This window comes from Aeromonas schubertii (assembly GCF_000820105.1).
Classification (GTDB): Bacteria; Pseudomonadota; Gammaproteobacteria; order Enterobacterales; family Aeromonadaceae; genus Aeromonas; species Aeromonas schubertii.
The window spans coordinates 1-19,704 of the sequence record NZ_CDDB01000052.1; the positions used below are offsets into that span (position 1 = coordinate 1).

The following is a 19,704-nucleotide window of genomic DNA, read 5'->3' on the forward strand; positions in this document are numbered from 1 at the left end:
GGCCATCGGTCACGGCGTGGCACGAGAGCGTTACGCCCACCACTGCGGCCAGCGACGGTGTCACCAGCCGGCTTATTGACTCAGCATTAAACCCATCTTGTAAGCCTCTATCCAGTGATGTTAGCGTCATTGGCTGGTCGTTATTGTGCTTGTTTTCAAATCCTCACACAGTGAGCCTGAAATCCTGACAATTCTGGGCGAATCGGGCTGACATCCCACCCATGAACGATGTGCACCGCTTTACCATTACGCGATAGATAAATGATGGATGTCCCACAATAGAAAGTCCCACAATAGAAAGAAGAGATCGGTGAATTGATGGGTGTCCAAAAAAGAGAGGGTTGGAAATGTCGAAAAGGGAGGAAAAGAGGCGGCCCAAAACGCCCATCAGGGCATTTTGGGGGTTTTAGTGGGAGCTTAGCCAGGGAGAGCTGGTGCTCCAAAAGATGATATCGGCCCCCAGATAGTCATCGGCAAAGGCCACAAATTCCTTCTTGGTGAAGGGCTTGCCACTGGCGGGGTTGGTATAGGTGAGGGTCGGCTCTTGCACTGCCATGGCGACCAGCGGGAGCTTGCCCTTGTAGCGGTGGAAGAGGGGGTAGGCATTTTTCATCTGGGCCTTGCGGTGCGGCACTATATCCGGTCCACCGAGGCCGATCCGGTTGGCGTGGGCAAAGGCAAACAGGCGCCCCATGTAGTCGTGGTCGTTATCCCATTCGCAGGGCCAGAAATTGACATACTGCACCAGGTGCGAACGGGTAAAGAGGCGGCGCGCCGCGGCAAGGTTATCCATCTCACCCTCAAAGTAGCGATCGCAGGTAAACCCCTCGGGCGGACGCTTCTCGTCCGGATCGATCGCCGTCTCGGGCAGATTCACGCCATAGACGCGGCCATCAAATTGCCGGGCCAGCGCGGCGAGGAGCGCCTGATAGCGGGCTCGCACCGCCGGATCCCACTGGCGGGCTACCCAGCCCGATCCGACCGGCTTGCCTTCCCCCGGATTGTCGAACTGGGGGGCGAGGCCACCGTGATAGGCGGGATCCTGCATCAGGTAGTCGGGCACATAGCGGGCGTCGGGTTCGAAGAAGCGATCCTGGATCTGGATGAAGAGCTGCTTGCCACTCGCTTGCAGAGTCTTTAAGTCCCGCTCGATGGCGGAGAAATCGTAATGCCCCTTGGTGGGCTCGAGGGCTCGCCAGCTGTAAACAATCTGGGCACCGTCGATGTCGCTGCGCGCGAGCAAGGGCTGTGCTGCGGCCAGTTCTCCTGAACTCGTGTAGATAAAATGGCGTGGTTCAGCCGCCTGCAAGAGCGGGGTGACACACAGGGCGGCGATCAGCGCCAGCTGTCTTGACCACATCATAACGTGCTCCTCTTGCGCTCAGCGTTTACTGCCCTTGCCCAGGGCCTGGCGTCTGGCCTTCTGCTTCAGGGCCCCCTTGCTGCTGCGCCCCTTGCTCGGTGCCTCGCGGGTCAGATCCGGCTCAAAGCCCGGGAACCACTGCTGGGGCAGCCGGGTGTCGAGCACCGCCTCGACTTTTTCCATGAGCGGTGTGTCTTCCGGGCTGAACAGGGTAATGGCTAGCCCCTTGTTGCCGGCGCGGCCGGTGCGGCCGATGCGGTGCACATAGTCCTCGGCCACGAAGGGGAACTCCATGTTGATCACATAGTTGAGATCGCTGATATCGAGCCCGCGCGCCGCCACGTCGGTGGCCACCAGGGCCTGCAGGGTGCCGGCGCGAAACTCGATCAGCACCTTCTCCCGTGCCCCTTGCGTCAGGTCCCCGTGAAAGGCCAGCGCATTGATGTCGCCCTGGGTGAGCCGCTGGGCCAGCTTGTCGGCCCCCTGGCGGGTGCGGCAAAAGATCAGTGCCGGCGCCCACCCCTTGACCTTGATAAGGTGCTGCACCAGCGCCACCTTGCGTTCGCTGTCTACCGCATAGACCCGCTGCTCCACCTCGGCCGCCGTGGTGTTGCGGGCTGCCACCTCAATCAGCTCGGGGTCCTGCAGCAGTACCTTGCTCAAGGCAAACAGGTTGTCATCACAGGTGGCCGAGAAGAGCAGGGTCTGGCGATCCGCCGGGATCTGTTTGAGCAGCGCGGTGATCTCGTCCATAAACCCCATGTCGAGCATGCGGTCGGCTTCGTCAAACACCAGATGGGTCACTGCCGACAGGCTCACCACCCCGTGGCGCAGGTGATCGAGCAATCGGCCCGGGGTGGCGATCAGGATATCCACGCCCGTTTTGAGGGCCTCCACCTGGGCGGCGATGCTGACCCCGCCGTAGACCAGTGTGCTGGTGAGATCTGTGCCCTTGGCGTAACGCACGACGCTCTCTTGTACCTGCACCGCCAGCTCGCGGGTCGGCACCAGCACCAGGGTGCGCACCGGCCGCGCCTCGCCGGCCGGCGCCTTCAGCAGTCGTTCAATCAGCGGCAGCACGAAGGCGGCGGTCTTGCCGGTGCCGGTCTGGGCGCCAGCCAACAGATCGCGTCCGGCCAGGATGAGGGGGATGGCGCGCTCCTGGATCGGGGTCGGCACGCGATAGCCAAGCTCGCAGAGGGTCTGCTGCAGGTGCTGGGATAGGCCGAGTGCGGTGAAGGTCGTGGACATAACAGGCGTCCCTTTGGATTGCATGGCCAGAGGCCGGGATAGAAAAATGGTGACAGGGGGGAATGGTATCAGAGGCGCGGTGTAAAGCGCAGCAGACAGAGCTTCAACCAGAAGGTCGGCGGAACTCATCGGGGAGCCGGCAGATTGTGATCACCTTCTCGGGGCGGATTAACGCATGGTCTAGTATGAGTCTGGTTGTGGGCGTTCGGTATCCTTGATGGACCGAACCGGGTTAGCCAGGATGGGGGACGAGTGATGGCCAGAAAATTGATCGTTTGCTGTGATGGAACCTGGAACAGCGCGGATAACAAAGATGAAGGCGTACCGGCGCCGACCAATGTGTTCAAGCTGTTCAATGCCCTCTGCTGCGATGATTCGCAGTTGACTCGTTATCAGAGCGGAGTGGGTAGTGGTGGCCTGATGGACAAGGTGCTGGGAGGCGCTGTCGGTTATGGGCTCAGCGAAGATATTCGTGACTGCTATCAGTGGTTGGCGACTCATTATCGCGAAGGGGATGAGATCTTCCTGTTCGGATTCAGCCGCGGTGCCTTCACCGCCCGTAGCCTTGGGGGGATGATCGGGCGTTTCGGGCTTGTTCGGTTCCATGCCGATGAGGGGCGCGGCAAGGTGGTGGAGCGTATCTATCGGCAAGGGTATCGGGAGGGGCGCTCGCTCGGCGATCTTGATTTTCACCCCAACTCCACCGCCATTCGCTTTATCGGGGTGTGGGATACCGTTGGTGCTTTAGGCATTCCCGATGACAAGGGGGTGCTCAATTTGTTCGATAACCCCGACAACTACCGCTTTCATGATGTGAAACTGGGCACCCATGTGCAGAGTGCGCGTCACGCAGTCTCTATCGATGAGAAGCGCAGCAGTTTTACACCCACCCTGTGGAGAGAAGAGCCGGGCAGGGATATCAAGCAATATTGGTTTGCCGGGGTGCACAGCGATGTGGGAGGGGGGTACAAGGATCATGGCCTCGCGGACATCACGCTGAAGTGGATGATGGAAGAGGCGCAGCAATCTGGTCTCGCGTTCAAGCCGGTACCCGTAGAACAGCTGCAGCCGGACCCTTCGGGATGGCTGCATGAGTCGCACGTCGGCTTGATGAAGCTGTTACTGAGCCGGCCACGTGGTTTACCCAGGCTGGACTCGGCGCAGTACCACCCCTCGGTGCAGGCGCGGCGCCTGGCATCACCCATCGCTCAGCTCCCCTATCTACCCACTCGCGACTGGTCGCCACAAGGCTCAATTACGCTCGATATTTATGCCCGCCATCCATGGTATTGGACCGGCATCTATCTGGAAGCCAACCATCAGTACCGCTTTAGTGCCCAGGGTGAGTGGTATGACTCTCATATTCCCGCCGGGCCGGATGGGGAGTACAGCACGGCCTTTACCCACCAGATAGCCAATATGCTCGGCAAGCTTGAGAGTGTGTACGGTAAGGTGACGGATAATCCGCAGGTCAACCTCATGGGAACCAAGCGAGTGGAAGGGGCGAAGTGGTTTACCCTGATAGGCGCTCTGGCCAATGGGAACAACCCGAATGAGGATGGAACACCTGCGCCACTGATCCCGTTTGTTATTGGTAAGGAGTGTACCCACACCCCTGAGCAGAGCGGTTATCTCTACTGTTTTGCCAACGATGCCTGGGGGTTTTATGAAAACAACCGCGGCTTTGTGACCTTGACGGTGACGCGTGAGTAAATCACCTCTGTATGGAGTGGGCCTTCTTGTGAAGGCCCTTCTTGTATGACAGGGGTTGAAGACCTGTATTTATCGATATTCAGTCCAGGTGTTTGGTGAAGCGGCGCGAGGCGGTCAGCAGGCCGAGGGCGGTAAAGCCGAGCAGCCACAGGGCGTCGCGGCCGAGCTCGCTCACCTCGGCGCCGCGCAGCACTATGGCCCGCACCATCCGCATGAAGTGGGTGGCAGGCAGGGCCTCGGCGATCCACTGGGCCGCCACCGGCATCGCCTCGTAGGGGAACATAAAGCCCGAGAGCAGGATGGAGGGGAGCAGGATAAACACCGTCATCTGCATCGCCTGCAACTGGGTCTGGGCCAGGGTGGAGATGACCAGCCCCAGGGTCAGGCTGGCGCAGATAAAGAGCAGCGAGGCCAGCGCCAGGGAGTCGAGGCCGCCGCGCACCGGCACCGCAAACAGCAGGTGGCCGGCCCCGAGAATGATGGCCACCTGGATAAAGCCCACCAGCACATAGGGGACTATCTTGCCCAGCATCAGCTCCAGGGGGCGTACCGGCGTGGTGATGAGAAACTCCATGTTGCCGTGCTCGCGCTCGCGCACTATGGCAGCCGAGGTGAACAGCACCATGGTCATGGTGAGGATCACCCCGAGCAGGCCGGGCACTATGTTGACCACGGTGCGCTGCTCCGGGTTGAAGTACTGCACTACCTCCAGTGTCGGCTCTGCCTCGGCCACAGGGCGGCCCAACACCTCGTCGATGGGCATCTTGCGCAGGGTGCGGATGGTTGAGGCGACGACCGTGTCCGACCCATCCACCAGCCACTGGCCGAGAGGGGCGGGCATGGCGTGCCCACCGCTCTCGGGGCGGCGCATCAGGCGGGAGGCAAAGTCCGGCGGCAGGTAGAGCACCCCCTTGACCTCGCCCCGGGTGATGGCCACCTCGGCCTCGGCGGCGCTGGCATAGGTGCGGATGAAGTGCACCACCTGGCTTGCCTCGATGGCCTGTACCAGGGCGCGCCCCTGGGAGGATCCGCTGAGATCCACCAGCCCCGCCGGGAGCTGGCGCACATCGGTGTTGATGGCGTAACCAAACAGCATCAGCTGCACCAGGGGGATCATGACGATCATGGCGAAGGTCATGCGATCCCGGGCGAGCTGCTGAAACTCCTTGATGATGATCGCCAGCATCCTAAGCCCCATGGTGACCCCCTCTCTCCCCGGTGCAGGTGACAAACACATCCTCCAGGCTGGGGCGCACCTCGGCAAGTGGCCGCCCCTCGACCCGAGCGGCCAGCCAGCCCAGAGGGTCGGGGAGATCGCTGCGTACCAGCACCCTTAGCCTGCTTCCAATCTGGGCGGCGCTCAGCACCTCGGGGGCCTGGGTCAGGCGTTGGCGCAGGGGGCGCAGGGTCTCGCCTGCCACCTCGATGACCCGGGCCCCCATGGCCGCCATCAGCGCCTGGGGGGCGCCGTCGGCCCGCTTGACGCCGCGCTCCAGTATGGCCAGGGCATGGCAGCGCTCCGCCTCGTCCATGTAGTGGGTCGAGACCAGTATGGTGGTGCCGGCGGCGCAGAGATCGAACAGCCGCTCCCAGAACTCCCGGCGATTCTCGGGATCGACCGCCGAGGTGGGCTCGTCGAGAAAGAGCAGCTCGGGCCTGTGCAGGGTGGCGGCCGCCAGGGCCAGGCGCTGCTTCTGGCCACCGCTCATGGAGCCCGCCATCTGGCGCTCTCGCCCGCCGAGCTCATAGAGGGCGATCAGCTCGGCGATCCGCGCTTTCGCCTCGCGTCCGCCAAGGCCGTGAATGCGGGCCACGAAGCCCAGGTTCTCGGCCACCGTCAGGTTCTCGTAGAGGGAGAACTTCTGGGTCATGTAACCGATGCGCCGGCGCAGGGGCTCCTCGGCGCCGGGCAGGGACTCCCCCAGCACCCGGATCTCGCCGCTGGTGGGGCGCAGCAGGCCGGTCAACATGCGGATGGAGGTGGACTTGCCGCAGCCGTTGGGGCCGAGAAAGCCATAGATGGTGCCGCGGGGGATGGCGAGGCTCAAACTGTCCACCGCCTTGAGATCCCCGAAGCTGCGGCTCATGCCCCGGGTCTCGATGGCCAGCTCGCTCATGGGGTCGGCTCCTCGAGTATCACCTCCAGGGCCAGGCCGGCGGGGAGCTCTTCCCCCCCTTCGATGTCGATGTCGGTCAGGTACATCAGGCGGGCGCGATCGCGCTCGTTGAGCGCGTAGTAGGGGGTGAAGGCGGGTTCGCTGCGGATGGTGCGCACCCGGCCAGGAATGGGATCGGCGCGTCCATCCACCCGGATCTGTACCCGGCTGCCGGGGGCGAGCCGGGTCAGGTAGGGGGCTGGCAGATAGACCCGCACATAGGGGGCATCCTCGGCCAGCAGACCGACGAGTTGGCTGCCGGCGGCCACCCTGTCCCCCACCCGCCAGGGCAGCAGCTCAACCCGGGCGTCCCGGGCCGCGCTCAGGGTGAGATCGGCGAGGGCCTTGCGCGCCTGGGTCAGGGCCGCCTTGGCGGCGGCCACGGCGGCGCGGGCCTGATCGATCTGCTCGCTGCGGGTGCCGTTTTCGAGCTCGCTCAGGCTCTGGGCCGCCTGCTCCCGGCTGGCTCTTGCCCCGTCGCGGGCGGCGCGGGCGGCATCGAAGTCGGCGACGGTGAGCACCTGGGTCTTGAGCAGCCGCTCGGTGCGGCCATAGCGCAGCTCGGCTTCGCGAAGGGCCGCCTCGGCGCCGGCCAGGGCGGCGCGGGCACGCCCGAGCGCTTCGCTGCGGGCGCCCTTGAGCAGCTCGGCCTGCCTGGCCTCGGCCTGAGCCAGCTCGGCCTGACGGCGATCGACCTCGGCCCGGGCCGAGCGCGAGTCCAGGGTGAGCAGCACCTGGCCCGCCTTGACTCTGTCCCCCTCCCGCACCGGCTGGGTGGCGATCTGCTCGCCGACCGGGGCGGTCAGGGTGAGGCGATCCCGCTCCACAGTGCCATAGATATGCGGCGCGGGGCTGTCGCAGCCGGCGAGCAGGGCGAGCAGCAGCAGGGAAACGGCTCTCATGGGTGGCTCCTTGTGGCGGCGGGGGGGCACAGCCCCTCGGTCAGCAGTCGGGTGTTGTGTTCGATGAGGGGGCGCATCCCCTCCGGGGTGAGCGAGAGGCCAAAGCGGGCCATCAACACGGGAGGGACGATGAGGGGAAAGACCATCAGGCTGACCAGGCTCAGGCGTGCCAGCTCGGGGTCCGTCCCGTTCTCGAGCCGACTCCCTAGCAGGCGATCGAAACCCAGGCGCGAGTGTTCGATGATCTCGTCGAAGACGCTCAGCATAGCCCTGTGAGCCTCGCCGCCCGGGGTCTCTTGCAGAACGCGCACCACCAGGCGTGGCAGGCCGGGGTGGGGCAGCATGATGTCGTAGTAGAGGGCCATGAAGCCGGCCAGATCGGAGGGACTCTCCTCCCGGGGCAGTTGACGCAGGCGCTGCAATACCGGCGACAGGGTCTCACGCACCATCTGCTCAAACAGACCCCCCTTGCTGCCGAAGTAGTAGCGAATAAGGGCGGCATCGACCCCCGCCTCCCGGGCCAGGGCGCGGGTCGATACCTGGCGGTAATCCTGACGGCTAAACAGGTTCAGGGCCGCCTGAATGAGGCGAATGCGTGCATCTGACTCGCCCTTCGGCCGTCCCGGTGTGCTCTGCATGGGGGCTCTCCATTAACTCCTCGCGTGATGAAGATGCTAATGAAGGGGAGGGGGAAAAGACACGGTTTTTATTCCCGCTTTTGGCGCAAATGAGGAATAAGGGCCGGCCCTGGCGGCCGGCCCGGGGGGTCAGTTAAACAGCCCCTTGAGCAGCTTGTCGGCGGCCTCCTTGAGGGCCGGATCACCCTTGTCACCGAGCAACTTGTTGATGCCGCGCTCGGCCTCCTTGCGCGCCTTCTCCTCGAGCAGCTTGTTGTTTTGCAGCAGCGCCTTGAGATCGAGGGCGTAGCTGGGCTGGCTCCAGCTCCCCGTGATACGCACCGGTATGGTCACCTCCGCGAGCTCGCCCACGTCGCGGCCACCCTGGCCCTTGCCGGTGCCGACCACAGAGGTATTGAAGAGGAAGTCGAGCCCCTCGCTCACCAGGTCGGTCTCGCCGTTGCCGTGTACCCGCAGCGCCGGGGCGAAGAGCTGGATGTCGTTGCTGCGTGCCTTGCCGCCCCCGAGCTGGAAGCTGGCGGTGAGGGCGCTGAAGTCGGTCTTGCGCTCCTCTTTCACGTACTCGGCGCGCTGACCCTTGAGGGTTGCCTTGGCCTCGCGGATCATCTCGGGCAGGTTGACGCCATGCAGGGCACCGTCCTCCACCTTGAGATGAGCCTGGCCCGCGATGCCACGACGCAGGGCCGCCTGGGAGAGGCCATGCCCCTGCACCGCCAGGCTCAGGCTGGTGCGCCCCGACAGCAGATCGCTCTGGGCCAGTTGTTGCAGCAGGGGGCGGATCTGCACATCCTTGCCCTGGGCGTTGAGGCGGTAGCTGGCCGGGTGCTGGCGGGCATCAAGCTGGCCGTTGGCGTTCAGGTGCCCCTGATCGAAGCCGCTCTTAAAGCGCTTGAGGGTGAGCAGCCCCTTGTCGAGCGTCAGGGCGATCTCGGGCTGGGTCAGGGTGAGACCGGCGTAGGTGAGCCCCGCGAGTCTGAGCTGGCCGTCGAGGTTGACCCCCTTGAGGGCCGAGAGATCCGGCTCATCCTGAGCCTGTGCTCCCCGGGGCTGTGTCGCCCCCTGCGGGGCGGTGGCCGGGGCCTTGTCTGTCGTGCTCTCCTGAGCCGCAGGCGCCGTGGTGGCGAGCCACTCATCCAGACCGAAGGCGCCGCCTTGCAGATTAAAGCGCACCAGCGGCGTCTCCTGGAGAGTGACAAAGGCCTCTCCCCCCAGGGTCAGGTCACCGCTCCGGGCCTTGAGGGTGGTGAGACTGAGGCTGCGCGCCGCGCTGTCGTAGGCGATATCCCCGTTGAGATCCAGCGCCAGGGGAGTGCGGGGCACGCCGGCGCCCTCCAGCGTTGCGGTCAGGTGGCTGCCGCCAAGCCGTACCGTTTTCCCCTCGCCGTCTGCCGAGAGGGTGGTGGTGAGCTTGAGGTCAGCCTGGCGAACCCCGTCTCCCCCCTTGAGGGTCAGGGTCAATGGAGAGGGGGTGGCCAGGGCGAGGTGCTCGGCCTTGAGGGAGAAGGCCTCAATCTTGAGCGGGCCACGCTGCAGGCTTCCCTCCACCGAGAGGCGGCGCAGTGCCGTGGTGGCCATGGGCTGACCCAGGCGCAGCTCACCCTGTCCACTCAATCGGTACTCTGCCGCTTGCTCCTTGGCCAGTAGACTCAGGGTCAGCGGCATCCACCCCTCCCCATCGGCACCGCCCAGAGTCAGGTCGAGGTTGTCGAGAGTGAGGCGGCGGCCTGTGCGCCCATCGAGGATGAGGGCACTGGCCTGCTCCAGGGCGATGCCGCCGAGCCGGATCTGCCAGGCGGGGGCGTCAGAGGGGGTCGCACCCGGGGCCGTAGTGGCCTCGCCATTGTGCGGCGCCTCCTTCCCTGTGGCTGCCTCGGGCACGGGGCCCATCTGCTCCAGATTGTTGCGGCCGTCCTTGCGGGTTTCCAGCAGCAGGTGGGCCCCCTGCAGACGGATCTCACCGATCTCGAGGCGGTGGGAGAGCAGGGGTAGCAGGGCGACCGAGGCGCTGGCCCGCTCGAGACGGATGAGGTCAGGCTCGGAGAAGCCGGCCGGGTTGCGCAAGGCGGCCCGGTCGACCGTCAGGCCCAGACTGGGCCAGAAGCGCCAGCCAATCGGGCCATCGAGCCGAAGCTCGCGCCCCGTCTGGTGTCGAACCTGCTCGACCAGCAGCGGCTTGAACTGCTCCGTGTCGATGGTAGAGAGCAGTGCGCCGCCAACGAACAGGGCAAGCAGCAGGGTCAGGGGCAAGATGAGCAGCTTCTTCATAACTGGCTCCATGAGGATGAGATCGGCCAGACTATAGCATGATCGCCTCTCCCTATCGGGTATCGAATGTCTCCTTACGAACGATGGTGACGGGGGCTGCCGGGGGAGGAGAGGGCGTGGTAGGCTCTGGCGTCATCGGAGTATGAGAGGAGAGATGAGGATGCGTATCAGCCTGTTGGTGGTGTCGGCCCTGCTGATGGCCGGTTGTAGTCCGGCCACGGACCGTGAGGCGGACATGGCGCGCCTGCTGGAGATCTGCAAGCAGCAGGCCCTGCCCAATACCCTGGCCGCTGGGGAGAAGGGGGATGCGCAGCGACTCGCCGATGAACGCGAGCAGCTGGAGGCCCGCTTTGCCGACGAGGACAACCGTGCCTGGCTCGAGACCCGGCACAGGGACAGCGAGCTGGAGCAGACCTGTCTTGAGGAGACGCTGGAGCGGTTGGAGAAGTAACATCAAGAGCCCGCCGGCGGCGGGCTCTGTGGGCTCAGGCAAAGATCAGGGTGCACAGGGTGATGATCATCACCAGGGCCCCGCCGGTCGTCAGGGCGGCCATCTTCAGCTCGGTACTCATCTACGGCTCCTTGTTGGAATGAGTCATATGGGCCTTGTTAATCTAGCGCATTTTCCCCTATGCCTCTGTGAGCTGGCGCTAATCCTCGATCTTGTATCCATCTTCAGTGGTGGATTTGCCAGATGATCTCCTGGATCAACGCCCCCGACATGACCATCACCAGTGCCGGTAGCAGCCACTGCGTCAGGGAGAGGGTCTTACCCCTGGATCGGGGAAGGGCCCGCTCGGGGCGGGGGCCGGCGACCCGCTTTATCCGACGCTCGAAGCGTGCCAGTCGCTGCAGCAGATCTTCTTCGTGGTTCATGATCTCTTCCCCCTCTGATGCTCTTCAATCCGGGTAATGCAAGTGCTCTGCCAGAAGCGAGAACCCTGTCGTGGCGCCCCTCGGGAAGGGGGGCACCCTCAATTGCCACGCAAATTGCAAAGGGCCGGGAGAGGGGCGTTGAAAAATGGGAGTCGGGCGATGGGTTCGGGCTATGCTGGGCTCATGCCATGGATGAGGAGAGAGCAATGCGTGCCTTGGTGACCGGCTGTGGCCGGCGATTGGGATTCTATCTTTGCGAGCGACTGCTCGCGGCGGGTTGGCAGGTGGCGGGCTGCTATCGCACCGAGCGACCCGAACTGGCACGACTGCGAGAGGCGGGGGCCGAGCTGTGGCAGACTGACTTCACCCGTCTCGAGGAGGTGGCGCAGCTGGCGCAGGCGGTCGCTTCGGGTGGGCTGGATCTGCTGGTTCACAACGCCTCGGGCTTCGAGAACGGGTCGCCGGATCCGGCCGAGGAGGCGCGCCAGTTCGAGCGCTTCTTCCGGGTTCATATGCAGGCGCCCCACCTGCTTAACCGCCTGCTGGGCGAGTCCCTGGCCAGGAGTGGGCGCGGGCTCATCGTTCACATCACCGACATCTATATCCACGCCCCGCCCCCCGAGCTGGCCGCCTATGTGGCCACCAAGGCCGGAGCCCATGCCCTGGCCATGAGCGCCGCCCGGGAGCTGGCCCCCGGGGTGCGGGTCAATACCATAGAGCCGGGGCCAATCCTGTTTCTCGACGAACATGGAGAGGCGTGGCGGCAAGAGGTGCTCTCGCGCACCCCTCTGGCCAAGGAGGGGGGGCTGGAGCCCATCTGGCAGGCCCTCGAGATGGTGATGGCCAACGACTATATGACGGGGGCCAGCCTGAGGGTGGATGGGGGGCGCGCCCTGGCTCGGCTTTAGTGGCTGAGCCGGCGAGGAGCGGTGCCGACCCGTTGGCCGCAGGGATAGAGGGCCGTCTTGCCGGTGAGGGTGACCGCCTCCCCGCACAGCTCCGCGAGCAGGGCCTCCAGATAGCTGTCGACCCGGGCGGCACTGAAATCCCCCAGAGGATGGCTGGCCAGGATGTCGATATCGAGGGGACGATCCTTGACCTTGCACAGGGGATCGCTGCGATCCCGCCCGTGGGCCTGCTCCAGAGCGACGAAGTGTCCCTTGAGCTCACCGCTGGAGAGGGGGCTCTCCACCACGAACAGACAGTTGAGAAAGTCGTGAGGGCTGGTCATTCCGACCGGCTTGGTTTGGATCACCGAGCTCAGTGAAAGCTGCCCAAACTGGGTGACCAGCTCACCGATGGCACTGCTGACGTGGTGATGGGGCTCCATATTGGAGCCAATGCTGCACAGGTAGAACATGCCTCCTCCTTGAAACGGGTGGCCGGGATGACTCCCGGCCTCTCGAGGAGAAGGTAGTTCATTGCGCGATCAATTGTTGCGCTTTGGGTCATTAATTGGGCGTTGGCGCCATCGCGTCGGCTCTCAGGAAGTAGTGGCGATTGGGGGCCTGGGCCAGTACGCCTTCACCGAGCAGCTGGGCAAAGAGGCGGTCGACCTCCTCCATGGGCAGGCTCAGATGGGCGGCAACCTGCCGCTTGCTGGGACGCAGCTCCCCCCCTTGCAGGGCCGAACGCAGAGGCGCCAGATGGGGAGAGATCGGCTCGGGCGGGCGTCTGCTCGCCACCTCGTTATCGTATTCGGGGGGGCGTGGTATGAAGGTGCGGCGAAAGCGCTGCTCCTCGCCGATCAGCCCCACGAAGAAGGCGCCGAAGACGTCGAGCAGTATCGAGAGAAAGCAGACCAGCAGAAATTGCACCTGCCCCACCGCCAACCCCATCCCCTCGGACAGGCTCTGGATCAGCCCCATCATGGCCGACTGCTGGCCGCTGGGGAGCTGGTCACGCTCCTGGCGCAGGGTGTCCTGCTGCAGCCGCAGCCGGGTGTTCTCCTGTTGCAGCCGGCTGACCCCGCTCGAGATACGCTGCATATCGATGTACTTCTTGGCCGCCTCTTCGTTGAGGCGGATCTGCCGCTCTATGCTGGCGATCTGCTGGTCGAAGCGGGCGACCTCCCGCTGGTGGCGGGCCTCCTCACTCATCAGGGTGTTGGTGGCGCTGTTGATGCCCCCTATGCTCCCCCCGACCGAGATGGCGGCCAGGATGGCGTAGAAGAGCAGGGCCCAGGCCGAGCCGCTCACATCGCGGCGGGCACGACGCTCCCCGTACTCGTACCAGACATAGAACTTGCCCAGTTCGAAGATGATGGCGAGCCCCCCGAACAGCATCTGCATCACCGGCTCCTCGTGGAGCGAGAGAAAGAGCAGCAGGGAGAAGACGATGGAGGCGGCGATGGCGGCACCGGTGAAGCTGTAAACGGTGGCCAGGGCGAACCAGCCCTTGGGATGGCGGATGAAGGGTTCGGTAGTCATGGGAGGGTATCGGGATGGAGAAAGGGGGCGATTATAGTGGCGTCGGGCGACGAGAGAAGGGGGCGTGGTGCCGAGCGCCGACTATTTGATCAGCTCGGGTGGGATCGTTGCTTTTGTGGTCGCAGGGGCTATCCTGTGACCCCTCGATAGTGCGGAGGCTGGCTCGACTATGTTCAAGGTGGGTAACAAGTTTCAACCCCGCTCCCTGTTAACCCTGGTGCTGACCGGTTATCTGCTGGTGCTGTTGCCGCTGATCCTGATGATCTGGCACGACTACAACACCCTGACCCGGATCAGTCAGCGGGTGGAGGAGGGGTCGGTCCGCATGGTGCAAGATACCCGGCGTGCCATCCAGCTCACCGCCCTGAGCGAAGAGCTTGAGCGCACCCTGCGCCGTTTTGCCGTGCTCGAAGACGAGAGCCTGCTCGGCCGTTATCGGGAACAGCTTGAGACCTATCAGACCCTGCTCGAGGAGCACAAGGCCGGCGTGCCGGCCCCCGCGGAATACCGCGAGCTGGATGCGGATCTCGCCTGGTTGCAGGAGCTGGAGGGGCTCGAGCAGGCCAGAGCCAATGCCGACAGTCCCCGTTTTCTCGATGTGCATCGCCACCACGAGGCTCTGGAGGAGGCGACCAACGCCTGGGTCGATACCATGGTGAACGAGGCCCAGGATCGCATCACCCGGTTACAGAACGAGCTGTGGTGGGTTTCCGGTGTGGTGGGCACTCTCACCCTGCTGGCGGCGCTGCTGTTTACCTATCTCATCATTCATCCCATGCGCCAGCTGGAGAGCCGTATCCTCAGCCTGGGTGCCGGCATCGAGCCGGAGCGAACCCCGGTGGAGGGGCCGGCCGAGCTGGTGCTGCTCGGGGAGCGGCTGGCCTGGTTGCACGACAAGTTGCAGGAGCTGGAGCAGCAGAAATACCGTTTCCTGCGCCACGTCTCCCATGAACTCAAGACCCCTCTGGCCTGTCTCAGAGAGGGGGCCGATCTGCTCGGCGAGGGGGTGGTGGGCCCCCTCAACGGGGATCAGAAAGATATCTGTGACCTGCTTACCGACAACAGTCGTCGCTTGCAAACCCTGATCGAGCGACTGCTCGACTTCAATCGACTGAGCCAGCAGGAGTCTTTTGAGATGAGTTCGCTACCATTGGCGCCCCTCTTTGCCTCCCTGCTCGACACCTATCGGCTGCCCCTCGAGAGCAAGGGGATGCGGGTCGAGTTGCCAGCTATTTCCAGCGCTGTGCGGGGGGAGCCCTATCGTCTCGGCCTTATCCTCGATAATCTCTTCTCCAATGCGGTCAGCTATGGGCGCGATGGGGGAACCATCTGGCTGCGCACCCGCCAGGAAGGAACGCGCATGGTGGTCGAGGTGGCCAATCAGGGCTCTCCCATCGAGGAGCAGGAGAGGAGCCGTATCTTCGAACCCTTCGAGCAGGGCTCTTCCCTGCGTCAGGGGTTGCTCAAGGGGTCGGGGATTGGCCTCTCCATCGCCCTGGAGTCGGCCCGCAGCCTGGGGGGGGAGCTCACCCTGGTGGAGGATGAGATGGCCGATGTCTGTTTTCGTTTGACCCTTGATGCGTGATAGGACCATGAGATACGCGATAGTTTTCTTTACCATGGGATTGGGAGGGTGCGCCATGCTGGGCACCGTCAACACCGAGCCCACGCCGGCCGTGATGGCCCAGCGCCAGGTCGATTCACTTCATCAACTGCAACTGCGCATGCAGTACAGCAACTGGTTGCTGGGCAGCCATCCCCAACAGCGGGAGCAGGAGCGGCGACGGCTCAAGGGGGAGAGCTCCCTCGCCAATCGCCTCAATCTGGCCATGGTCAACAGCCACCCCGACGAGCCCGCCGCCCGCCGCAAGGAGGCGCTGGCCACCATGGAGCGCCTGTTGCCCGAGACCGGGCTCGACGAGCAGGCCTACCTGCGTACCTGGCTGCTGCTCTCGCGCAGCCGTCCCCAGGCCACTGGCCAGGAGGCCGAGGTGGCCAGGCTCAGGTCACAGATCCGGGAGCTGGAGGAGAAGATCGCCAAGCTCTCGGCCATCGATGAACAGATCAACTCCCGTAAACAGGGCAAGGGGTAAGACCCATGGCAAAGGGACGCATTCTGCTGGTCGACGACGACCAGAGCCTGCTCAAGCTGCTCACCCTGCGTCTGCGCAGCGAGGGATATGAGGTCACCACCGCCGAGAGCGGTGAGCAAGCCATCATGGCCCTGCGCCAGCAGAGGCCGGATCTGGTGCTTACCGACTTGCGCATGGGGGGGATGGATGGGCTGGGTCTGTTCGAGCGCATTCAGGGGGAGTGGCTGGGGATGCCGGTCATCATCATGACCGCGCATGGCACCATTCCCGATGCTATCACGGCGACCCGCTCCGGTGTGTTCAGTTTCCTCACCAAGCCCATCGACAAGCAGATGCTGCTGCAGACCCTGGAGCAGGCGCTCAGCATCACGGCCCCTCTGGTGGTGGACGAGCTGGAGAGCCGCTTCCCGACCCGTAGCCCGCGCATGCAGCAGAGCCTGCAACAGGCCCGTAGCGTGGCGGCCATGGAGGTGAACGTCCTCGTCACCGGTCCCTCTGGCTGTGGCAAGAGCCGGCTCGCCGAGGCGCTCCACCTGGGAAGCCCACGGCGGGATCACCCCTTCCTGGCCATCAACTGTGCCGCCACCCCCTTTGCCGAGCTGGAGCTCGCCCTGTTTGGAGAGAAGGGAAAACCGGGCCTCTTCGAGCAGGCCCGGGGGGGCACCCTCTGTCTCGACGAGATCGGCGATCTCTCCGCCACCCTGCAGGCCAAGCTGCTGCGGGTGATGGGGGATCCGGGGGCGGCGGCCAGGGTGCGGGTCATCGGCACCACCCACAGGGATCTGGTCAAGGGGATGGAGGAGGGACTCTTTCGCGAGGATCTCTACTATCGCCTCAACGTCGCCAATGTGACGCTCCCTGCCCTGGAGGAGCGCAGCGAGGATATCCCCCTGCTGGCGCGTCAGGCACTGGATCGGGTGCGCCTGCGTCAGGAGGGGGTGGCCGCCGGCTTCGCCCCCGAGGCGCTGGCCCTGTTGGCCAAGGCCTCCTGGCCGGGCAATGTGCGCCAGCTCTTCAATCTGGTTGAGCGGCTCGCGGCGCTCTGCCCGAGCCCGGTGATCGGTGCCGTCATGGTGGAGTCGGCCCTCTCCGGGGTCGAGGTGGCGGTACCCTCGTTTAACGAGGCGCGGGCAGAGTTCGAGAAGGAGTATCTGATCCGCCTGCTGCGCATCACAGAGGGGAACGTGACCCTGGCCGCCAGCATGGCCGAACGCAACCGCACCGACTTCTACAAGCTGCTCAGTCGCCACAACATAGAGGCGGCCCACTTCAAGCAGAAGGGGTAACAAACGAAGAGGGGTGACCAGTGGTCACCCCTCTTTCATCAGCGCCTCAGGCGGCGTCCGGCAGCGCCTCGCGCGGCTGGGTTCGGCGGTGCAGCCAGAGGCCGGAGGCCTTCATGGCCCAACCAAACAGGGCGCCGATCACCAGGGAGGGGAGCACCAGTTGCCACTGGCCGGCGGCACCGAAGGTGGCGCAGCAGCCGGCGAAGGTACCGGGAATGTAGGAGAGCCACTGCTGGCGCCCCTGCACACACATCAGGGTGGCGACGATACCGGTCATCAGGTAGCCGGCGACGCCACTGCCCCACCACTCCCCGCCGTGGATCAGCAGCAGGGCCCAGAGCATGCCACTGGTGTTGCACAGCTGGGTCTTGAGCAGCGCCTTGTAGCCCCCTTCCGAGGCAAAGTAGCTGGTGCAGCCGAGGAAACCGACCCAGGAGAGCAGGCCGAGCAGGGTGGCCAGCCAGCCCCAGACGGCAGACAGAACGCCAGTGGTGAGCGCGATCGCGATAAGCGGTGACACGAGATTGACTCCGTCCGATGCGAAAAGGAGGCCAGCCTACTCCGGTCGGGAGTGGGTGCAATTTGGTGGGCCGTGGGGTGTGATCCCGCTCACGTCGCCATCATCAGGAATACGCTTGCGCTCGCGAAAAAGGTTTCATGGAAGGGGCGGGGGAGCTGGTCCATAGTTAGAGGCCCTGTCACAAGGAGGAGTGAGCATCATGCTCAAGGGTCTCATCTTGCCCCCCCTCATGGTGCTGGTACTGCTGTTTCTCTCTGCCCACCTGAGCCGGGTTCTGGCCTGAAATGGTATCGGTGTAATTTTTCTCTTCCTCGTCGGGTCTAGTCTGTATCAAGGTCCCTGCGAGGAAGAGAAGTCATGATCATCAAACGCCGCTCATCGCTCACCGAGCACGCCGTCACCCCGGAATCTGTCTACCTGGATCGCCGCCGCCTGCTCAAGGGGTTGGGGCTGGGGGCTGCCGCCCTGGCGCTGCCGGCTGAGGCCGGCGTGCTCGATCTGCTGGCACCGCGCGAAGCGGAAAACCCCGGGCGCCCCCTTCAGGCCAAGGCGGCCGCGCGCGGCGATCTGGTGCTCACCCCCGAGAGCAAGGTGATCAGCTACAACAACTACTACGAGTTCGGTACCGACAAGGCCGATCCGGCGCGCAATGCGGGTTCGCTGCGCACTGAGCCCTGGACCTTGCGGATCGAGGGAGAGGTGGAGAAACCCCTGACTCTGGATGTGTGGGAGCTCATCAACCGGCGGCCGCTGGAGGAGCGCATCTATCGCTTCCGCTGCGTCGAGGCCTGGTCCATGGTGATCCCCTGGCTCGGGATTGGGCTCGGGGAGCTGCTCAAGGAGGCGGCACCCACCAGCCGCGCCAAGTACGTGGCCTTCGAGACCCTCTACGACCCCGAACAGATGCCCCTGGCCCGCCGCAGCGGGATCGAGCTCCCCTATCGGGAGGGGCTGCGCATCGACGAGGCGATGCACCCCCTGGCCTTGCTGGCGGTCGGCCTCTACGGCAAGACACTGCCACCGCAAAACGGCGCCCCCATCCGGCTGGTGCTCCCCTGGAAGTACGGCTTCAAGAGCATCAAGAGCATCGTCACCATCCGCCTGCAAGAGCAGATGCCTCCCACCACCTGGAACATGCTGGCGCCCCAGGAGTACGGCTTCTACGCCAACGTCAATCCGCAGGTGGATCACCCGCGCTGGAGCCAGGCCAGCGAGCGCTTCATCGCAGAAGGGGGGGCCTTCGGTGCCAAGCGTCAGCCGACATTGATGTTTAACGGCTACGCCGACGAAGTGGCGAGCCTCTACCAGGGGATGGATCTCGGCCAATGGTACTGAAAATCAGCGCAAGGCAGGCTCGCGGCCTGCAACTCATGGTGCATCTGGGGGCGATTTCAGCCCTGGTCTGGCTGGGCTGGGCCATCCCGAGTGGCTGGCTCGGGGGGGATCCTGTGCCTGGCATCATCCACTGGCTTGGCAAGGGGGCGCTCAACCTCTTGCTGCTCTGTCTGTGCGTCTCGCCCCTGGCCAAAGGGCTCAAGGCGGGGGGGCTGATGCGGCTGCGCCGGCCACTCGGCCTGTGGGCGCTGGCCTATGCCTCGTTGCATCTGGCCAGCTGGTTGCTGCTCGATCTGCAGCTCGACTGGGCGCTCATCGCCGGCGAGCTGGTCAAGCGCAGCTACATCGTCGTGGGGATGGGGGTCTGGGGCATACTGCTGGTGCTCGGCATCACCTCGCTACCCAGGCTGGTGCGTGCCATGGGACCGCGTTGGCAGCGACTGCACAACTGGGTCTATCTGGCCCTGTTACTGGCGCCGGTGCACTATTGGTGGTCGGTCAAGAGCGGCTGGGTCGAGCCACTCATTTACCTGCTGCTGGCGCTGGGGTTGCTGGGGCTGCGCCAGCGGAAGCTGCTGCGGGGATGGGCCTTGCCGACTCGAGCAATTCGCCGCTGTCCGAGTCCAGATAGACAGTAACCTTGCGTTCGCGGGCGTCGAGGGCCTCGACCTGATAGTGGCCCTCTTCCAGGGCGATCTCGCGAATGTCGTGATAACCCTGCTGGAGCAGGAGCCGGATCACCGCCTCTATTTCCAAAACCTGATTATCGGCCTTCACCAGCAGGGGGTGGAGACCGACAATCAGCAGAAGAGTGCGGGGGATCATATTCATGACGGATTCATGGCTGGCAAAATATAAACGCCATTATGTTATGAAC

Annotated in this window: 21 protein-coding genes; 9 read left to right on the forward strand and 12 right to left on the reverse strand. The window is 64.3% G+C overall.

Annotation, left to right across the window (positions count from 1 at the left end):
* Positions 1-406: 406 nt before the first annotated feature.
* Together BN1133_RS10540 and BN1133_RS10545 are read right to left on the reverse strand one after the other, a co-directional pair.
* Entirely contained in the window at positions 407-1,363 is a 957-nt protein-coding gene (locus BN1133_RS10540; protein WP_136614211.1) for a hypothetical protein, read from the reverse strand.
* Between the two features lie 18 nt (positions 1,364-1,381).
* Positions 1,382-2,614, reverse strand: coding sequence for a DEAD/DEAH box helicase (locus BN1133_RS10545; RefSeq protein WP_050666490.1), 1,233 nt, complete (start codon positions 2,612-2,614; stop codon positions 1,382-1,384).
* A gap of 255 nt (positions 2,615-2,869) precedes the next feature.
* Between BN1133_RS10545 and BN1133_RS10550 the strand changes: the two genes are divergently transcribed.
* Positions 2,870-4,327: a DUF2235 domain-containing protein gene (locus BN1133_RS10550; RefSeq protein WP_050666491.1), complete on the forward strand. Its 1,458-nt coding sequence runs from the start codon at positions 2,870-2,872 to the stop codon at positions 4,325-4,327.
* A gap of 79 nt (positions 4,328-4,406) precedes the next feature.
* Here the strand turns inward: BN1133_RS10550 and BN1133_RS10555 are convergent, their stop codons facing one another.
* From BN1133_RS10555 to BN1133_RS10575, 5 genes are all read right to left on the reverse strand, one after another.
* Entirely contained in the window at positions 4,407-5,525 is a 1,119-nt protein-coding gene (locus BN1133_RS10555) for an ABC transporter permease (RefSeq protein WP_050666492.1), read from the reverse strand.
* Positions 5,515-6,444 carry an ABC transporter ATP-binding protein gene (locus tag BN1133_RS10560; protein WP_050666493.1) on the reverse strand — a complete coding sequence of 310 codons (930 nt, stop codon included), beginning with the start codon at positions 6,442-6,444 and terminating at the stop codon, positions 5,515-5,517. The genes BN1133_RS10555 and BN1133_RS10560 overlap by 11 nt, the downstream gene beginning before the upstream one ends.
* Positions 6,441-7,385, reverse strand: coding sequence for an HlyD family secretion protein (locus BN1133_RS10565; RefSeq protein ID WP_050666494.1), 945 nt, complete (start codon positions 7,383-7,385; stop codon positions 6,441-6,443). The genes BN1133_RS10560 and BN1133_RS10565 overlap by 4 nt, the downstream gene beginning before the upstream one ends.
* Positions 7,382-8,023, reverse strand: coding sequence for a TetR/AcrR family transcriptional regulator (locus tag BN1133_RS10570; RefSeq protein ID WP_050666495.1), 642 nt, complete (start codon positions 8,021-8,023; stop codon positions 7,382-7,384). Before BN1133_RS10570 ends, BN1133_RS10565 begins: the two co-directional genes overlap by 4 nt.
* A 129-nt stretch (positions 8,024-8,152) precedes the next feature.
* Positions 8,153-10,288 carry an AsmA family protein gene (locus BN1133_RS10575; protein WP_050666496.1) on the reverse strand — a complete coding sequence of 712 codons (2,136 nt, stop codon included), beginning with the start codon at positions 10,286-10,288 and terminating at the stop codon, positions 8,153-8,155.
* 160 nt (positions 10,289-10,448) lie between these two features.
* Here BN1133_RS10575 and BN1133_RS10580 point away from each other — a divergent pair, with 160 nt between their 5' ends.
* A complete protein-coding gene (locus tag BN1133_RS10580; protein WP_050666497.1) occupies positions 10,449-10,739 on the forward strand; it encodes a hypothetical protein in 291 nt (96 codons plus the stop codon).
* A gap of 224 nt (positions 10,740-10,963) precedes the next feature.
* Here the strand turns inward: BN1133_RS10580 and BN1133_RS10585 are convergent, their stop codons facing one another.
* On the reverse strand, positions 10,964-11,164 hold the full coding sequence (locus tag BN1133_RS10585; RefSeq protein WP_050666498.1) for a hypothetical protein: 201 nt from the start codon (positions 11,162-11,164) through the stop codon (positions 10,964-10,966).
* A gap of 206 nt (positions 11,165-11,370) precedes the next feature.
* Between BN1133_RS10585 and BN1133_RS10590 the strand changes: the two genes are divergently transcribed.
* Positions 11,371-12,072, forward strand: coding sequence for an SDR family NAD(P)-dependent oxidoreductase (locus BN1133_RS10590; RefSeq protein WP_050666499.1), 702 nt, complete (start codon positions 11,371-11,373; stop codon positions 12,070-12,072).
* Here BN1133_RS10590 and BN1133_RS10595 read toward each other — a convergent pair.
* Both BN1133_RS10595 and BN1133_RS10600 read right to left on the reverse strand, forming a co-directional pair.
* On the reverse strand, positions 12,069-12,524 hold the full coding sequence (locus tag BN1133_RS10595; protein WP_050666500.1) for a 2-amino-4-hydroxy-6-hydroxymethyldihydropteridine diphosphokinase: 456 nt from the start codon (positions 12,522-12,524) through the stop codon (positions 12,069-12,071). The genes BN1133_RS10590 and BN1133_RS10595 overlap by 4 nt on opposite strands.
* Positions 12,525-12,615: 91 nt before the next feature.
* Positions 12,616-13,593, reverse strand: coding sequence for a preprotein translocase subunit SecY (locus BN1133_RS10600; RefSeq protein ID WP_050666501.1), 978 nt, complete (start codon positions 13,591-13,593; stop codon positions 12,616-12,618).
* A gap of 169 nt (positions 13,594-13,762) precedes the next feature.
* Here BN1133_RS10600 and BN1133_RS10605 point away from each other — a divergent pair, with 169 nt between their 5' ends.
* From BN1133_RS10605 to BN1133_RS10615, 3 genes are read left to right on the forward strand one after another with little or no spacing between them, the layout of a single operon-like run.
* Positions 13,763-15,178: a sensor histidine kinase gene (locus BN1133_RS10605; protein ID WP_050666502.1), complete on the forward strand. Its 1,416-nt coding sequence runs from the start codon at positions 13,763-13,765 to the stop codon at positions 15,176-15,178.
* A gap of 7 nt (positions 15,179-15,185) precedes the next feature.
* On the forward strand, positions 15,186-15,686 hold the full coding sequence (locus BN1133_RS10610; RefSeq protein WP_224160258.1) for a hypothetical protein: 501 nt from the start codon (positions 15,186-15,188) through the stop codon (positions 15,684-15,686).
* Positions 15,687-15,691: 5 nt separating this feature from the next.
* Positions 15,692-16,972, forward strand: a complete 1,281-nt coding sequence (locus BN1133_RS10615; protein ID WP_050666504.1) for a sigma 54-interacting transcriptional regulator — start codon at positions 15,692-15,694, stop codon at positions 16,970-16,972.
* 46 nt (positions 16,973-17,018) lie between these two features.
* On the opposite strand, the gene BN1133_RS10620 is transcribed toward BN1133_RS10615, so the two are convergent.
* On the reverse strand, positions 17,019-17,492 hold the full coding sequence (locus BN1133_RS10620; protein ID WP_050666505.1) for a DUF1097 domain-containing protein: 474 nt from the start codon (positions 17,490-17,492) through the stop codon (positions 17,019-17,021).
* Positions 17,493-17,849: 357 nt separating this feature from the next.
* On the opposite strand from BN1133_RS10620, the gene msrP reads away from it, so the two are divergent.
* Both msrP and BN1133_RS10630 read left to right on the forward strand, forming a co-directional pair.
* Positions 17,850-18,827 carry a protein-methionine-sulfoxide reductase catalytic subunit MsrP gene (msrP, locus tag BN1133_RS10625; protein WP_050666506.1) on the forward strand — a complete coding sequence of 326 codons (978 nt, stop codon included), beginning with the start codon at positions 17,850-17,852 and terminating at the stop codon, positions 18,825-18,827.
* Positions 18,818-19,465: a protein-methionine-sulfoxide reductase heme-binding subunit MsrQ gene (locus BN1133_RS10630; protein WP_050666507.1), complete on the forward strand. Its 648-nt coding sequence runs from the start codon at positions 18,818-18,820 to the stop codon at positions 19,463-19,465. Before msrP ends, BN1133_RS10630 begins: the two co-directional genes overlap by 10 nt.
* On the opposite strand, the gene BN1133_RS20575 is transcribed toward BN1133_RS10630, so the two are convergent.
* Positions 19,350-19,604 (reverse strand): PepSY domain-containing protein, encoded by a 255-nt coding sequence (locus BN1133_RS20575; RefSeq protein ID WP_224160297.1) that lies wholly within the window; start codon positions 19,602-19,604, stop codon positions 19,350-19,352. The genes BN1133_RS10630 and BN1133_RS20575 overlap by 116 nt on opposite strands.
* On the opposite strand from BN1133_RS20575, the gene BN1133_RS20470 reads away from it, so the two are divergent.
* Entirely contained in the window at positions 19,536-19,685 is a 150-nt protein-coding gene (locus BN1133_RS20470) for a hypothetical protein (RefSeq protein WP_224160300.1), read from the forward strand. The two genes, BN1133_RS20575 and BN1133_RS20470, sit on opposite strands and share 69 nt — an antisense overlap.
* The last annotated feature ends 19 nt before the right edge of the window (positions 19,686-19,704 follow it).

What these genes read in the sequence shown, in the direction of transcription:
- BN1133_RS10540 (WP_136614211.1), bottom strand. Translation starts at nt 1,363, where the DNA reads ATGATGTGGTCAAGACAGCTGGCGCTGATCGCCGCCCTGTGTGTCACC.
- BN1133_RS10545 (WP_050666490.1), bottom strand. Translation starts at nt 2,614, where the DNA reads ATGTCCACGACCTTCACCGCACTCGGCCTATCCCAGCACCTGCAGCAG.
- BN1133_RS10550 (WP_050666491.1), top strand. Translation starts at nt 2,870, where the DNA reads ATGGCCAGAAAATTGATCGTTTGCTGTGATGGAACCTGGAACAGCGCG.
- BN1133_RS10555 (WP_050666492.1), bottom strand. Translation starts at nt 5,525, where the DNA reads ATGGGGCTTAGGATGCTGGCGATCATCATCAAGGAGTTTCAGCAGCTC.
- BN1133_RS10560 (WP_050666493.1), bottom strand. Translation starts at nt 6,444, where the DNA reads ATGAGCGAGCTGGCCATCGAGACCCGGGGCATGAGCCGCAGCTTCGGG.
- BN1133_RS10565 (WP_050666494.1), bottom strand. Translation starts at nt 7,385, where the DNA reads ATGAGAGCCGTTTCCCTGCTGCTGCTCGCCCTGCTCGCCGGCTGCGAC.
- BN1133_RS10570 (WP_050666495.1), bottom strand. Translation starts at nt 8,023, where the DNA reads ATGCAGAGCACACCGGGACGGCCGAAGGGCGAGTCAGATGCACGCATT.
- BN1133_RS10575 (WP_050666496.1), bottom strand. Translation starts at nt 10,288, where the DNA reads ATGAAGAAGCTGCTCATCTTGCCCCTGACCCTGCTGCTTGCCCTGTTC.
- BN1133_RS10580 (WP_050666497.1), top strand. Translation starts at nt 10,449, where the DNA reads ATGCGTATCAGCCTGTTGGTGGTGTCGGCCCTGCTGATGGCCGGTTGT.
- BN1133_RS10585 (WP_050666498.1), bottom strand. Translation starts at nt 11,164, where the DNA reads ATGAACCACGAAGAAGATCTGCTGCAGCGACTGGCACGCTTCGAGCGT.
- BN1133_RS10590 (WP_050666499.1), top strand. Translation starts at nt 11,371, where the DNA reads ATGCGTGCCTTGGTGACCGGCTGTGGCCGGCGATTGGGATTCTATCTT.
- BN1133_RS10595 (WP_050666500.1), bottom strand. Translation starts at nt 12,524, where the DNA reads ATGTTCTACCTGTGCAGCATTGGCTCCAATATGGAGCCCCATCACCAC.
- BN1133_RS10600 (WP_050666501.1), bottom strand. Translation starts at nt 13,593, where the DNA reads ATGACTACCGAACCCTTCATCCGCCATCCCAAGGGCTGGTTCGCCCTG.
- BN1133_RS10605 (WP_050666502.1), top strand. Translation starts at nt 13,763, where the DNA reads ATGTTCAAGGTGGGTAACAAGTTTCAACCCCGCTCCCTGTTAACCCTG.
- BN1133_RS10610 (WP_224160258.1), top strand. Translation starts at nt 15,186, where the DNA reads ATGAGATACGCGATAGTTTTCTTTACCATGGGATTGGGAGGGTGCGCC.
- BN1133_RS10615 (WP_050666504.1), top strand. Translation starts at nt 15,692, where the DNA reads ATGGCAAAGGGACGCATTCTGCTGGTCGACGACGACCAGAGCCTGCTC.
- msrP (WP_050666506.1), top strand. Translation starts at nt 17,850, where the DNA reads ATGATCATCAAACGCCGCTCATCGCTCACCGAGCACGCCGTCACCCCG.
- BN1133_RS10630 (WP_050666507.1), top strand. Translation starts at nt 18,818, where the DNA reads ATGGTACTGAAAATCAGCGCAAGGCAGGCTCGCGGCCTGCAACTCATG.